Genomic DNA, 14724 nt, shown 5'->3' on the forward strand with positions numbered 1-14724 from the left:
AATGCCCAATTCCCAATGACTAATGACTAATGACTAATGACTAATGACTAATAAAGTTTTGCGGCGTCTACCCATTGTTGTGGGTGGGTTAGGCGCTGTACTTTTGCTGATTAACCGTTTATTGACACCGCAATTAACCCAGTCTCAATCGCGTGGTGATGTGGTGGGCGTGATTTTGAGTGCAGTGTTAATTTTGACGGGTTTAATTTGGCAGCAAGTTCAGCCGCGATCGCCTGATACTGTAGAACTAATTGGAGAAGAAGGTTTTGTACTAGCAGCAGATTTACCTGAAGCCGTGAAAACAGAGCTAGCTTGGGCATCTCATTTATTGTTGACTAATACAGTAACGCGATCGCTGGTGGTTTATTATCAAGGTAAAGTTTTGTTGCGTCGCGGGATTCTAGGTACTAAATCTGAAGTTATACCAGGAGTAATCTTAAAACAGGTACTGGAAAAACAAAAACCGATTTATCTAGTTGCGCTAAAAGTATATCCAGGTAGGCTTGAATTTGATTATTTACCAGAAAATACTCAAGGTGTAATTTGTCAACCTATTGGTAACCAAGGTGCCCTAATTTTGGGCGCGAATGCTCCTCGCAGTTACACCAAACAAGATGAAAACTGGATTGCCGGAATTGCTGATAAATTAGCCGTTACTCTTAGCTAGCAAATTAATTAGTCCCCACAACCGATAATTACTAAGACGAGCCAAGAATATCTAGAGAGAGATTTTACCAGATTGAACTAGAAAATCATATTTGGTTCAGGTTGAAAGTCTTAAGTATTTATTACCATCTTGCCCAGATACAATATGCAGTAGGGGGGTATAGCTTGCTGTAATTGGTGTTAACTTAACGTAAGAGTCATGTCCCGCAAGGAACTTCAGTTCCTTGGCTTTTAGCGAAAGTCATCTCTTGATGACTAAATATAGCCAAAAATCTTTAGTCTACTTGAGTAGACTTTAGCTAAAAGCCAAAGAACTTTAGTTCGAGGCGGGCGAGTCAAGCCGAAAGTTTTGCTATTTCTAGGCTTTTGTTGACACTTGTGAGCTTGCTGTCATTGGTATCAACTTAACGTGAAACCCTTGTCAAGGAATGATATTGAGTCCACTCACTTACCATCACTCGACGCGTCACCCCACCCCGGTTTTGTCTAAAGCCAAAACCTCCCCTCCCCGATGCTTTGGGGAGGGGTTGGGGGTGGGGTAAAATGCCTGTGGGAAAAGCTTTTGAACTTAAGTTGACACCAATGGCTTGCTGTGCGCCCCTACGACTGGGAAATTTAGAAATTTACAATTCTATTTATGCAAATTATTTATTGGCTATTACTGGCTGTAATGCTTGTGGGTATCATTGGTGCTGTAGTTCCTGCCATTCCTGGTAGCAGCTTAATTTTAATTGCAATTATCGTCTGGGGAATCGTTAGTAGTTCCTTTGCAGCTATCAAGATTCCCCTAATTGTGACAATTATCGTTTTACTGCTGAGTGTCGGAGTGGATTTTTTAGCTAGTTATGTGGGAGCAAAACAAGCTGGAGCTAGCAAGTGGGGTCAAATTGGCGCAATTGTCGGTTTGGTGGTGGGATTTTTGGGATTATTGCCAACGTTGCCTTTTGGTGGCCCACTATTAGGAATTTTACTAGGCCCGCTTTTGGGAGCAATTATCGGTGAGTATCTTTACCGACGTGAATTCGGGTTAGCGGTTAAGGCGGGTATAGGAATTGTAGTCGGCTCTTTGGTTGGAAATTTGATTCAAGGGTTGTTAGCGATCGCAGCAGTTGTAGTTTTCGTTGTGACAACTTGGCCACAAGTATTTGGCTCTTAGAGGATGTTTGAAAAGTCCTCTTGTTGGTATCAAAAGTTTTAGATCCTCCTAAATCCACGCCAGTTGCTCATGGGGGAAACCCCCAAGACCGCACTGGCTCCCCGATAAATTGGGGGACTTTGACTCCGGTTCCCCCCAATTTATCGGGGGGTTAGGGGAGATCTAAAAGTACCTAAAGTCACAGGGAAACACTTTTCAAACAACGTCTTAGCATTTCAAAGGCCTGACACATTTGAAAACAGTAATTATAGCTAGCAGTTAGCTACTTATTACAAACATTCAATTTGATAACAAAGACTATCCATAGTAAACAAATACAGTGGTTCCTCCCATTTATTCTACGAGAGTAACCGTTTCACTAAATATTTGTAACTAAAGAGATTATAGATAGACTGTATACTCCATTTATTTAAAATATGTTTGGGTAATTATAAGTATATAAAATTACTATTTTGTTGATACTATGTAAACAGCTTTTTTTAAAGTCAGAGCTATTGCCAACAATCTAAACCTTACGGAGTCTGAAATATACGAAGCGCACATATATAAGAAATTAAAATTTCATGAAGGATAATAATGCCTTAAAGATGTGATGAAGACCACTCAGTAAATATTGCAGGCTCTAAGTCTATGTGATTTTATGGAGATAAGAAATACATCACGCAAGTTTCGCTTTCACTGACAGTATTTTCGATAAATTACTGAGATTAAAAGTAAAGCAATTGCTCTGATTTAAGGTTATTACTAGGAGCCTAAAACGATAATGATTAATTTTAAATCTAGATTACTAAATGCAACTCTAGCCGTTACTGCTGCCATCCCCTTAGCTACTGCTGGGATGTTTATATCTGCTGGTTCATCTCAAGCTGTAACCTTGAGCGGGAGTATTGGTCTTAATGGTACATCTATCGTTCCTAATGAGGGAATCAATCCACCTACTACTACTATTACATTTGTCGATGTTGATGGTGTTAAGGGTGACGGTGATTTTGCAACCTTCTTACCAAACTTAAACTCAGGCATAGGTATTAGCATTAACACTCTAAATTTAACCAAGATAACTGATGTAGTATCAAGCGGAGCAATTACAACAGCTACATACTCTACAGGCATTTACACTCCATTCATTAATTTCGGATCACGAACCCTTGATAACATTACTGCCCTTCTTACCTTTGACCTAGATGATTCTGTAGTTACCAGAACTCGGATATTTGATACTACCATTAGTGACATAACGGCCACAGGGATTACGGGGAAATTTAATTTCAATGGACAAACTATTGGGACGGGTGTTCTGAGCGCTTCTGTTTCTGGGGGTTCAAGCGATTACCAGTTAACTCTCTCCGCTAAATCAGTTCCTGAGCCAACCACAATGCTAGGCTTAGGTTTAGTTGGTGCTGGGATGGTTATGTCTATATCTCGCCGCCGCAAAAGTTTCGTTCAATAGACCTAATTCTGAATATAAAAAAGTTACTTTTAGCAACTAAAAGTAACTCTAATTTATCAATTCGATTTGGTTGGAATGCAAAATTTTTCCAACCAAGTCGAATTTTTTCTTTTGTCACACAAATCTATTTAAAGGTGAATTTTTTAATCTGAGATAGACTTAAACTGACTGCAAAGATTGTTTCGCTTCATTGGCGATCGCATCTACTTCATCATCAGCCAGAGTTTCTAATATAGATTTGGCTTCTGCACTACCCAAACGATCCAAGGCTTGTACAACTCTGTAACGAATTTGCCAATCTGGATTGGTAGCATAGGGAGCCAACAAAGGAACTGCTTGTAAATCTCCCAAGTCACCCAAAGAACTAATAGCAGCAGTTTGGACTAATTCGTTTTCTGATGAAAGCGCCTCTTTGAGTAGTTCAAAGGCTCGTGGATCGCCTAACTCTCCTAATGTGGCGATAATACTGAATTGTATTAACCATTCACCGGTTGTATGGTAAAGGTGCTGCAAGTCTTCAAAAGCTTCACGTAACTTCAGAGCGCCCAAACAGTCTGCTGCTGCTGCTTGTACATCTACTTCGGAGTCATGAAGCAAGCGATCGCGCAAGATATCTAAGGATAACTGTAAATCTTGTGTTCCGAGTGTATCCATTTGACTCACTGCCGAGTAACGCACACGGGAATTGCTATCGCCAATAGCACTTTGAATTAATTCAAAGCCGATCGCAGGTTCCAGTTCGCGGATTTGATTTACTGCGCGTAAGCGATCGCCTAAATTCTCAGAACTGAGCAATTCCTTAACAGACTCCGGAGTAATACTCATTTAGTTATCCTTGATTTTCATAGGTGTAAAAAACAGTCATTAGTCAACAGTCAAAAAACTCTGGACAAATGACAAATGACTAATCTTGACTTGCTGCCATTGCCCGAATAATATCACCACGAGTGAGGATACCAATTACTTGATCCGTGCCGTCAAGTACTGGCAATCGGTGAACGCTGCGATCGTGCATGATTGTAGCGGCTTCCCTTAAAGTTTTATCAGGGGAAATAGCGATCGGGTTTTTACTCATTACCTCCCCAACGGTTTGCCCTAAAGCCTTGTGCAAGTCACGTTCATAAGTAGCAGGATTTTTTAAATAGATAACGCTATCAAGAAACATGATGTACGCAGGTGGAGTAACACCAGTTTCTTGCCACATCAAATCGGTTTCTGATATAATACCCACCAATTTACCGACATCATCCACAACAGGTAGTCCGCTGATGTGCCGTTCTGCGAGAATTTGGATAGCTTCATTCAGTGGAGTTTCCACCCGGACGACAATAGGATCGCGGCTCATCACATCGGCAACGGTTTTAGGCATTTATTTATTGACACCTTTAATCAAAGTCCCTGCGCTTATTGTAGAAAATTGCGGGACTCAACCTGATGCAATTAATAGATTGTTACGCTATTGGGCATTGGCAAGAGGAGGCAGAAGGTAGAAGTTCTTTAATTTTGAATTTTGAATTGATTTTTTCTTCATCCTCCCCTGCCTCCCCCTACTCCCCACTCCCTACTCCCTACTCCCCATCCCTTTTAAAGCAGCAATAATTTGAATATTTGCTTTAGGAAAAGTAAACTCCTCCAGTTCTTCCAAGGTTACCCAGCGAATTTCATCGGATTCCAAAGGTTGGGGAACACCTGTAACATGGCGGCAGTGATGTACTGTGAGGGTAACGCGCAAGTCTGTATAAGTATGCTCAATAGTAATCAGATGCTCTCCTACTTCAATTACTATTCCCAGTTCTTCGGAAATTTCTCGTTGAATACACTCGCTGATAGTTTCACCAGGCTCAATTTTACCACCAGGAAATTCCCACAAACCACCCATTGCTCCTTCTGGACGACGGCGATCAATTAAAATTTGTTCTTGATCGTTCCAAATTACTGCAACACCAATGATTTTATGGGGTGGGAGAGAGTTGATTGTACTCATAGTTTATGGGGAGATGGGCAGAGTTGAAGGAGGCAGGTGGCAGGAGGAGCAATTCACTTATGGGATTCGACCCCTTGATTCAAAGTCCGCTGTTGACTCATAATAAAACTCGGCAGATTAGTGTGAACTCTGCCGAGTTTGGATTTATCAGAACACCGTAATACCCCATCCCTCTACACTCTTGGGGATGTAAGGTGGCGATTGACGATTACATCTGTAATCAATTTTTGCCGCAGGCAAGACAGAGAACAGATGTATGAGGAATGAGCTATTTCTTAGAAGGTAACGCCAGAGTTTTAATATAATCTCTAAGAATTTCAGCCATAGATAATTGTTTTTTCTCGGAGTATTCCTTGATGGACTCTATTTCGCCAATGGATAGAACATTTTGCGACTAAGTTTGGAACTGTTGTAGTTGTTGTTCCTCCGCAATATACAAGCCAAAAATGCAGCAGTTGTGGTGTGATTGTTAAAAAATCTTTGTATCATCGCACCCATGTTTGTAAATGTGGCTGTGTTTTGCAGAGAGATCATAATGCAAGCATTAACATTCTGAATATTGGTAAACAAACTACGGTCGGGCAGACCGGAAGTAACGCTACAGGACTAGCGACCTCTACTCTACTTGGGGGAACCCTGGTTGAGCAAGTAACTAGGATGAATGTAGAATCCCCATCTTCAAGGTACTCCTAAGATGGGGAGTGTCAATGCGAATATGATTTATTGTCGTTAGTTTACCCACGCGTGTGTATTAATCATTTAGAGATACACCTCTAGCTGAACTGATTACCAAACTAAATAAGTTCATAGAGAACCACATTCCAAACCTCTGCGATAACCTCTGCACTCCTAATATGCAGTTCGGCAAAGCGCCTATGCGTTTAAATTGCAATCTTAATTTGTCACTGTTTTGGATATTTTAAAAATATTTAGCTGATGCATAATTGGGAATTAGGGGCAAAGATTTCGCAGAGGCTTATTTTAAATTCGTATCGCCATGACTGTGACTAGCTATAAACCCAACAACAATATTGAATTTACCATTATATTTCTAGTCAATTTCGCTGCTATTGGTTTCAGATCCTTGTAGGGCGATTTCAAAATCCATTCTCTGTTCAGCGTTACGCAAGAAATAACCACTAATCATAGCAGAAGCCAGAAGCCGACCCAGACTTTCTCGACTGGTACTTACAGTAACGCCAAAGCTTTCTGAAGGTAGATTACCCAATAGTCCTGTAATATTCCGTTCCATCACCTGAAAAACTTCGGCAGACGTGGGTTTAGATAGTTGGGTAACTGTTTCTGGACTCAAGGATTTAACATACTGCCATAGTAAATCGCTAGTTTCTGATTCGCTATTGAAAAATTCTGAGACACGATTGGATGGGTTATTCATTATATTAGCTCCTTAACTACCACTGCTAGCTGCGGTGCTTGTGATTTGAATATTAAATGTCTGTTTTGGATTAGACTTAGCTAGCTATTCCGTCTTCCTGTCAACTAATGTAACAAGCTAGCTTAAGAGTGGAAGTAGGCGTAACCGTACCAAAGTCAGCGTATTTTCTCACCCATTGGTCATTCGTCCTTTGTAAATAACTCATAACAAAGGACTAATGACCCTTACGGGTGACGCTCGTGCCTCGCTAGCGCTGCGCTAACGCCAGTCGCTCATGGGGGAAACCCCCAAGACCGCGCTGGCTCACTAATCACTAACTTGCTAAATATTCACCCATGTTGGCTTTAGACTTGCGAAGTTTGGTTAAAGCTTCCCGCTCAATTTGCCGGACTCGTTCTCGGCTGATGTTCAGGATTTCACCAATTCTAGCCAGCGTCAGGGCTTGCCCATCAGTTAAGCCAAAGCGCAGCGTAATCACTTCCTTCTGTTGCGGCGTCAGGTCACCCATCAGGCGATCTAAGTCATAAGATAAGGAAGATTGCATGACAAACTCTTCTGGAGATGCTCCTGGATCTTCCAGCATTTCTCCAAGTTCGGTGTCGTAATTATCACCCAAGCGCAAATCCAAGGAAAGGGGCAAACGCGCCTTTTCTAGATACTCTCGTACTTGTTTGGGAGTCAATTCTAATTCTTCAGCTAGCTCACCAGCTGTCGGAGCGCGTCCCAATTTTTGAGACAATTGGCGCTGTGCCTTTTTAATTTTATTTAATTTTTCAGTGATATGGATAGGCAGCCGAATGGTGCGAGCTTTTTCGGCTATGGCACGGGTGATAGCTTGCCGAATCCACCAATAGGCGTATGTAGAAAATCTATACCCTTTGGTAGGGTCAAACTTTTCTACGCCCCGTTGCATACCAATACTACCTTCTTGGATCAAGTCCAGTAAATCGACGTTGCGCTTTATGTACTTTTTGGCAACGGAGACTACCAGCCGCAAATTGGCTTCTACCATCTTACGCTTGGCAATCTCACCATCAGCGATCGCTTCGTTCAACTCTGCTGGTTCTAGCTTTGTCGCTTTGGCCCATTCTTCTAAAGTCGGTTGACGACCTAACTGGGTGGCAAGAGATTCTCTTGATTCGTGCAAAGTGCAGGAACGTTGCACCTGTTTACCATAGAAAATCTCTTCCTCGTGTGTTAAGAGTGGCACACGGCCAATCTCACGCAGGTAAGTCCGCACGAGGTCTGTGGCTGTCTGAGCGGTCTTCATGGCGCTACTCTTTGGTAATGATGGGTTTGGCGGTAGGGTCATTAAGGGATAGATGCTTTTTTAGGGTGCTACCCAGTCAGACTGGGAACCTATGCTATGGTTTGCAACTTACGCATCCGAGAAACTCGGCTGCTCATAATAATCAAATTTAGGCTTCTTAACTGCTAAAAGTTACAGCTATTTCCTACTTTGTACAAGTATCTACAGTTAGATAAAAGATCGCTTTTTAAACATTTTTCTATTGGAGGCATATTAACAATTGTAACATTTATGAGAATATTTTGGCTATATGGCGACATTAAATTTCCTGGTTGTTCCAGTTCATGCAACGTCGCCCTTTCTCTCCAGGCTGACTAGAAGTCAATTTAAGAAATTCTCAGGTTCAAATAATTTTCCTCATATTTGTTAAAGTATCTCTAATGAGAACTATAGTCATTCTCTTATAACAATTACTTAATTTTTGCTGGGAGTGGGGGGGAATGGGGAATGGGGAATTGGACAACAATTAATAGTTCTTCTCCCCCTACCTCCCCACTTTGTACAGACGCGATTACTTTGTACAGACGCGATTAATCGCGTCTCTACCCACTCCCTACTCCCTCGCAATCGGGCAATACTCTTGAATGGTTTTTACGTCCAAAGTCGTATTTTGTAAGGAACGAATGGCGGCGACGGTAGCTTTCGCGCCAGCGATGGTAGTAATGATGGGAATTTTGTAAGCTAAGGCTGTGCGACGGATTAACCTAGCATCAGTATGGGCTTCTTCCCCTGAAGGTGTGTTGATAATAAGTTGGATTTTCTGGTTTTTGATTGCATCTAGGACGTGGGGACGGCCTTCATGGAGTTTAAGTACTAATTCAATATTTAAACCTTGTTCGAGAAGAACTCGCCGTGTACCAAGGGTAGCCATCACTGTAAAGCCCAAATCGATAAACTCTTTCACCACACCACCGGCAGACGCTTTATCGCGATCGCTCATTGATACAAATACAGTTCCACTTAGTGGTAAACGCTCCCCAGCACCCATTTCCGCTTTGGCAAAGGCACGGCCAAAGTCGCTGTCAATCCCCATCACCTCACCAGTAGACCGCATTTCTGGGCCCAATATTGTATCAGTTCCTGGGAATTTATTAAAGGGTAATACTGCTTCTTTTACAGCAATATGTGTGGGAATGACTTCCTCGGTAAAATGTAGCTCCTCTAAGGTTTTACCTGACATAATTAAGGATGCTAGTTTCGCTAACTGTACGCCTGTTGCTTTAGAAACAAAGGGCACTGTACGCGAGGCGCGGGGGTTGGCTTCCAAAATGTAAACTTGGGGAGAATAACTGCTTGCACCGACAACGGCAAATTGAATATTCATCAACCCCACGACTGACAGCGCTTGCGCTAGCTGCACCGTCCAAGTGCGAATTTGATTAAGAACTGCTGGTGATAGGGAAATGGAGGGTAAGGAACAAGCGGAATCTCCTGAGTGAATCCCCGCTTGTTCTATGTGTTCCATGATGCCACCAATCACCACGCGTCCGGTATGATCGGCGATCGCATCTACATCGACTTCGATCGCATTTTCCAAAAACTTATCAATCAAAATCGGATGTTCTGGTTCCACTAGTACCGCAAAGGTCATGTAGCGTTCCAATTCAGTATCAGAATAGACGATTTCCATCGCCCGTCCCCCCAACACATAGCTGGGACGCACCACTACCGGATAGCCAATGCGTTTGGCGACAATCAGCGCGTCTTCGTAACTCCGAGCGATACCATTAGGCGGTTGGGCAATATTCAACTGTTGGAGAATCTTTTCAAACCGCTCCCGGTTTTCTGCCATGTCGATGGAATCTGGCGATGTACCCCAAATTTTAGTGAGGAGTGGGGAGTGGGTAGAGACGCGATTAATCGCGTCTGTACAAATTGGGGAGGAATCATCCGCTACTTCTGACTCCTGACTCCTGCGATTCAAAAACTCTTGCAAAGGTAATGCTAATTTCAGTGGTGTTTGTCCGCCAAACTGGATTATTACCCCGACTGGATTTTCAGTTTCAATGATGTTAATAACATCTTCTTTTGTTAAAGGCTCAAAGTAAAGGCGATCGCTAGTATCGTAGTCGGTCGAAACTGTCTCTGGGTTAGAGTTGACCATAATCGTCTCATACCCCGCTTTTTTCAAAGCGTATGCGGCGTGACAACAACAATAATCAAACTCAATTCCCTGTCCAATGCGGTTGGGGCCACCACCCAAAATCAATACTTTTGGCTTGGTTGCTGGCAAAACCTCTGTTTCTTCTTCGTAGGTAGAATAATAGTAAGGGGTAAACGCTTCAAACTCAGCAGCGCAGGTATCTACGGTTTTATAAACTGGGATAATCCCTAGTGACTTGCGGTAAGCGCGAACTTCATCTTCGGTGGTTTTGGTGGCATAAGCAATCTGGCGATCGCTATATCCGTCCCGCTTCACTTCATAAAGTTGCTCTTTTGTCAATTGCTGCAAGGGTGTCCGCTTGAGGAATTTCTCAACATCTAGCAGTTGCTGAAATTTATCTAGGAACCACGGGTCAATACCAGTCAGTTCGTAGATTTCCTCAGCACTAATCCCTAGTTGCAAGGCATGGCGCACGGAGAAAATGCGATCGGGGTTAGGTGTTCGCAGTTGGGCGCGGATTTGTTCACCACTGGGTAATTTTTCGGCTTTGTCGCAACCCCAACCAGCGCGTCCGGTTTCGAGCGATCGCAGCGCCTTTTGGAAGGATTCGTTGAATGTACGCCCAATTGCCATTACTTCCCCGACTGATTTCATTTGGGTTGTCAGCACTGGGTCAGAACCGGGGAATTTTTCAAAGGCGAAGCGAGGAATTTTTGTCACCACATAGTCAATTGTCGGCTCAAAGGACGCGGGAGTTTTCTTGGTGATGTCATTTTTAATTTCATCCAAGGTGTAGCCCACAGCCAATTTTGCTGCCATTTTGGCGATGGGAAAACCCGTGGCTTTGGAAGATAAAGCTGAACTGCGGGAAACGCGGGGGTTCATCTCAATTACAACCACATCCCCATTAACCGGATTAACAGCAAACTGGATATTAGAACCGCCAGTTTCCACCCCTATCTCGCGGATGATTTTAATTGCCATATCCCGCAGCCTTTGATATTCTTTATCAGTGAGGGTTTGCGCGGGAGCGACGGTAATGGAGTCTCCGGTGTGGATGCCCATAGGGTCAAGGTTTTCGATGGAGCAGATAATCACCACGTTATCTGCCAAATCACGCATCACTTCGAGTTCATATTCTTTCCAGCCGAGTAAAGACTGGTCAATGAGAATTTGCGAAACGGGGCTGGCATCTATACCTACCTGTGCCATTTCTTCAAATTCTTCTTGGTTGTAAGCAATACCGCCGCCACTTCCACCCATTGTGAAAGCTGGACGAATAATTAGGGGATAAGTACCAATTTTGCGGGCGACAGCTTTGGCTTCTTCTAAAGATTCGGCTGTGTCGCTGGGACATACGGCTACCCCAATCCTTGCCATTGCCTCACCAAAAAGTTTTCGATCTTCGGCTTTTTCGATGGCTGGTAGTTTAGCGCCGATTAACTCAACGCCGTACTTTTCCAAGACCCCATTTTTAGCTAAAGTAACGGCGAGGTTGAGGGCGGTTTGTCCTCCCATCGTTGGTAGGAGAGCATCAGGGCGTTCTTTCTCAATGACTTTTTCGACCAATTCCGGTGTCAACGGCTCAATGTAAGTGCGATCGGCCGTTTCCGGGTCGGTCATAATTGTTGCAGGGTTGGAGTTGACCAAAACCACTTCATAGCCTTCTTCTCGCAGCGCTTTGCAGGCTTGAGTGCCAGAGTAGTCAAACTCACAGGCTTGTCCAATCACAATTGGGCCAGAGCCTAACAGTAGAATCTTCCGGAGGTCATCACGGCGGGGCATAGTCGTTGCCTTGAAATACGAGAATACAAATCCTGATTATTTTAAGGGTCTTTATCCCCTCTCGTGCTTTTTATTATTAAGTTTTCTAAGTTTGATGACAAAGGGGGCGGGTAGAGACGCGATTAATCGCGTCTGTGGGGAGTAGGGGAGGCAGGGGGGAGAATAAAAATTACCTCTTTCCCCTCAGCAAGAGCAGCTCCCTGCCCCTGTCCCTCTTTTCAATGCCCCATGCCCAATGATTATTTTGTATTTCTAATTTTATTTAATTACGATGCTAAAATTTTTAAAGTTTTTGCGAATCTTTATTATTTAAGTTGGTGAGATTTGGCAACAGATGGTTATTTATTCTGGCATATACCTATCTAATTATTAAATATAAATAAATTTCTTAGCTAAAAATATTTATTAACTATCTAATTGCTAAATATTTGCAACGTTAAATATTATGAAAATATGTTTACTTAGATTAAAAATGGCAGAGAGATACGAATACCATCCTCTGCCATTTTTTATAATATTTTAAGAGTTAGTGCTGCTAACTTTTTCTTTCAGTCTAGGTAGACAAATCTAGATTATAAGAGTTTTAGCTTTGAGCAGCTTGGACAAACCCTAAAGTTAAGCTGTCTTTAGCGAGGAAGTGAGACAAATGATATGCACGTTCCTCAGTTTTCAACAAAATCTTTTCGTACAGATAGCGTGTACCCCGATCGCCTAAACTCTCTGCTTGAGCAGCTTGACGACGAATCACGCCAATGATTGCTTGTTCGGCAGCTAGGTCATTTTCCACCATTTGGCGAGAGGAATATACACCTTCAGATTCTTGTTCAAAACAGGTTAATTCTGCTAACTTGCTGAAGGTCGCTACTGGCACGCCACCCAGTCCATCCAAACGTTCTCCAATTTCATGAACGTGGTCTTGTACTTGGTTGTAGCTTTCGTTAAAAAACTCATGCAGAGAGTAAAATTCTGAGCCTTCAACTACAAAATGATGCTTTTGGTACTGCAAGTATAGTGCCTGGAAACTAGCTAATACAACGTTGAATCCTTCTGTCACTGGAGCAGTTACGCTGTGATCCAACAACACAGGGTTGTCATATACATTACCAAAATTCCGTAACAAAGTTTGCGTTTCAGACATTGTGTTCCTCTCTTTTTCACAGTTATAGATTTTAACTGCTTATTGCTTACATATTAACATTTTAATAAGAACAGCAAGCCAATTCGCCATCACAATATTTTGTATTTTTGCTTACTAAAAATCTCAAGTTTATTGTCGGCTGGATGATGGCACGCTCATCAAATTGCATAATTTTCTCATTATCATTGACATCCCAGCTTAAATGTGCATATTTATCAAGAAAAGCAGGGGGCAGGGGGCAAAAGAGAGAATAAAAAATAAAAATTACCTCTTTCCCCTCTGCTCCAAGCTTTGTACCCCTCTGCCTGTTCCCCCTCTGAATATGGGATGGCTGCAAAAATTTGACTTTTTTTCCAAAATTACTGAGAATTGTTTGCACTTAAGGTATGCTGGTTTTAAGAGGTTAAACTCCTCAGACTTTCAAAAAGCAGAGAGTTAAATGGCGGTAGTTACTGCAAGTTTGTTGCACTTTGAGGGCAATTCTCTTGAAATCGTTTAGTTCAGAAATAGAAAGCAACCACCTTGTAGAGGTGAATTGGGCAGATCGCTGGCAAGTCTATCAACGCCTAAAGGAGTTAGACATTCCCTGTAGTTGTACGGCTAACCAGCCATTGAAAGTTGAAATTGGCTCTCCTATGACAGCTGTTCAACTTTGGAGTGTGATACGGCGATTAACAGCCTCCCGTCAAGACCAAATTTGGACTCTTGAGTGTTGCTGGAAAAATCGCTACCAACAGTTCTAATCTTTAGCTGCTGAGAATATCTCGCTTGATAGGTTGTATTAATTAAAAGGAGGTTAAAAAATGGGTGCATCTCACAGTATGGAAGTATCGCAGTTTTGCCTTGAGGGCAGATTTATAGATTTTGTTATTAAAGATGGCTATAAGCTTAAAGGCTTAATGCTGGGGACTCATGAGGGTGAGTCTTATATTAAACTCGCTAAACATTTACGGGCTGCTTTTGACTTGCGCTTACCACCAGGGACTTGGCTGCAAGTTGTTGGTTATAAAGAATACGATATAAAAAAAGACAAAGTTACACTGAAAGCTGAACGTGTGATGGCGGCGCGTTCTGAAATGGCGACAGTTCAAACCATCGCTGCACCACAAGAACCCCCATCTATTGATAATGCCAAGGTAAAACCAGCTAAAACTAAAGCCACGATTTTGGTGTGTCAAAAATCTGATTGCATGAAACGCGGTGGTAAAGCAGTTTGTCAGGCGTTGGAGGCGGCTTTAAGCGATCGCGGTTTAGAAGACCAAGTTACAATCAAGGGCACTGGTTGTATGAAGAACTGTAAAGCTGGGCCTAACCTAGTTATGCCAGATAAAACGCGCCATAGCCGAATTCAAGCTACACAGGTTCCGGCGTTGATGGATAAGCATTTTGGTGACAAGAATTCAGAAGCACAGCCTGATAATTTAAGAGAAGCGGCGATATTTAATGCTAAGTTTTGCTGAAAAAAATAGCGAAATCTTGACATTTGAATGAGAAAGCTTAATAATATCTTCATTAAGTGTGTTCCATTAATACTCGGCATTCGGTTTTTGCCAAGTATTTCCAAGAGTTTCAAATTAAGCGATCGCCTACGATTTGTCATCAGCAAGGCAAAGTAGTAGTGGCGATCGCTTAATATTTGTATGCAATTGAGTTTAGCGATGCCTGCGGTTCAAGAAGCCGAAGCAAAGCAGCTTGTCGTCCAAAAAGTAAAATCCCTCGCAATCATTTTCAAATGG

14 protein-coding genes are annotated in these 14724 nt (G+C 42.5%); 6 read left to right on the forward strand and 8 right to left on the reverse strand.

Annotation, left to right across the window (positions count from 1 at the left end):
• Positions 1-43 precede the first annotated feature (43 nt).
• The 3 genes from LC586_RS11580 to LC586_RS11590 all read left to right on the forward strand — a co-directional run bounded on the left by LC586_RS11580 (position 44) and on the right by LC586_RS11590 (position 3272).
• Complete coding sequence (locus tag LC586_RS11580; RefSeq protein WP_229484689.1) at positions 44-667, forward strand: cofactor assembly of complex C subunit B; 624 nt, start codon at positions 44-46, stop codon at positions 665-667.
• 636 nt (positions 668-1303) lie between these two features.
• Positions 1304-1822 carry a DUF456 domain-containing protein gene (locus LC586_RS11585; RefSeq protein ID WP_229484690.1) on the forward strand — a complete coding sequence of 173 codons (519 nt, stop codon included), beginning with the start codon at positions 1304-1306 and terminating at the stop codon, positions 1820-1822.
• Positions 1823-2585: 763 nt separating this feature from the next.
• Positions 2586-3272 (forward strand): PEP-CTERM sorting domain-containing protein, encoded by a 687-nt coding sequence (locus LC586_RS11590; RefSeq protein WP_229484691.1) that lies wholly within the window; start codon positions 2586-2588, stop codon positions 3270-3272.
• Positions 3273-3431: 159 nt separating this feature from the next.
• Here the strand turns inward: LC586_RS11590 and nblB are convergent, their stop codons facing one another.
• The 3 genes from nblB to mutT all read right to left on the reverse strand — a co-directional run bounded on the left by nblB (position 3432) and on the right by mutT (position 5256).
• Positions 3432-4097 (reverse strand): phycobilisome degradation protein NblB, encoded by a 666-nt coding sequence (nblB, locus tag LC586_RS11595; protein WP_229484692.1) that lies wholly within the window; start codon positions 4095-4097, stop codon positions 3432-3434.
• Positions 4098-4176: 79 nt separating this feature from the next.
• Positions 4177-4641 carry a CBS domain-containing protein gene (locus LC586_RS11600; RefSeq protein WP_229484693.1) on the reverse strand — a complete coding sequence of 155 codons (465 nt, stop codon included), beginning with the start codon at positions 4639-4641 and terminating at the stop codon, positions 4177-4179.
• Positions 4642-4833: 192 nt separating this feature from the next.
• Entirely contained in the window at positions 4834-5256 is a 423-nt protein-coding gene (gene mutT / locus LC586_RS11605) for an 8-oxo-dGTP diphosphatase MutT (protein ID WP_229484694.1), read from the reverse strand.
• Positions 5257-5634: 378 nt separating this feature from the next.
• On the opposite strand from mutT, the gene LC586_RS11610 reads away from it, so the two are divergent.
• The gene (locus LC586_RS11610) at positions 5635-5949 is read left to right on the forward strand and encodes a zinc ribbon domain-containing protein (RefSeq protein WP_438822890.1); all 315 of its coding nucleotides are present in this window, start codon (positions 5635-5637) and stop codon (positions 5947-5949) included.
• A 358-nt stretch (positions 5950-6307) separates the two neighbouring features.
• On the opposite strand, the gene LC586_RS11615 is transcribed toward LC586_RS11610, so the two are convergent.
• The 5 genes from LC586_RS11615 to LC586_RS11635 all read right to left on the reverse strand — a co-directional run bounded on the left by LC586_RS11615 (position 6308) and on the right by LC586_RS11635 (position 13367).
• Positions 6308-6652 (reverse strand): DUF760 domain-containing protein, encoded by a 345-nt coding sequence (locus LC586_RS11615; protein ID WP_229484695.1) that lies wholly within the window; start codon positions 6650-6652, stop codon positions 6308-6310.
• 313 nt (positions 6653-6965) lie between these two features.
• The gene (locus LC586_RS11620; protein WP_109009939.1) at positions 6966-7922 is read right to left on the reverse strand and encodes an RNA polymerase sigma factor, RpoD/SigA family; all 957 of its coding nucleotides are present in this window, start codon (positions 7920-7922) and stop codon (positions 6966-6968) included.
• Positions 7923-8514: 592 nt separating this feature from the next.
• Positions 8515-11850, reverse strand: coding sequence for a carbamoyl-phosphate synthase large subunit (gene carB, locus LC586_RS11625; protein ID WP_229484696.1), 3336 nt, complete (start codon positions 11848-11850; stop codon positions 8515-8517).
• Between the two features lie 583 nt (positions 11851-12433).
• Positions 12434-12988 carry a DNA starvation/stress protection protein DpsA gene (gene dpsA, locus LC586_RS11630; protein ID WP_100898647.1) on the reverse strand — a complete coding sequence of 185 codons (555 nt, stop codon included), beginning with the start codon at positions 12986-12988 and terminating at the stop codon, positions 12434-12436.
• A gap of 61 nt (positions 12989-13049) precedes the next feature.
• Positions 13050-13367 carry a hypothetical protein gene (locus tag LC586_RS11635; RefSeq protein ID WP_229484697.1) on the reverse strand — a complete coding sequence of 106 codons (318 nt, stop codon included), beginning with the start codon at positions 13365-13367 and terminating at the stop codon, positions 13050-13052.
• Between the two features lie 106 nt (positions 13368-13473).
• Here LC586_RS11635 and LC586_RS11640 point away from each other — a divergent pair, with 106 nt between their 5' ends.
• Positions 13474-13731 carry an Asr1405/Asl0597 family protein gene (locus LC586_RS11640; RefSeq protein WP_229484698.1) on the forward strand — a complete coding sequence of 86 codons (258 nt, stop codon included), beginning with the start codon at positions 13474-13476 and terminating at the stop codon, positions 13729-13731.
• 60 nt (positions 13732-13791) lie between these two features.
• Positions 13792-14448, forward strand: coding sequence for a (2Fe-2S) ferredoxin domain-containing protein (locus LC586_RS11645; protein WP_229484699.1), 657 nt, complete (start codon positions 13792-13794; stop codon positions 14446-14448).
• The last annotated feature ends 276 nt before the right edge of the window (positions 14449-14724 follow it).

Source organism: Nostoc favosum CHAB5714 (assembly GCF_020829495.1).
Lineage (GTDB): Bacteria > Cyanobacteriota > Cyanobacteriia > Cyanobacteriales > Nostocaceae > Nostoc > Nostoc favosum.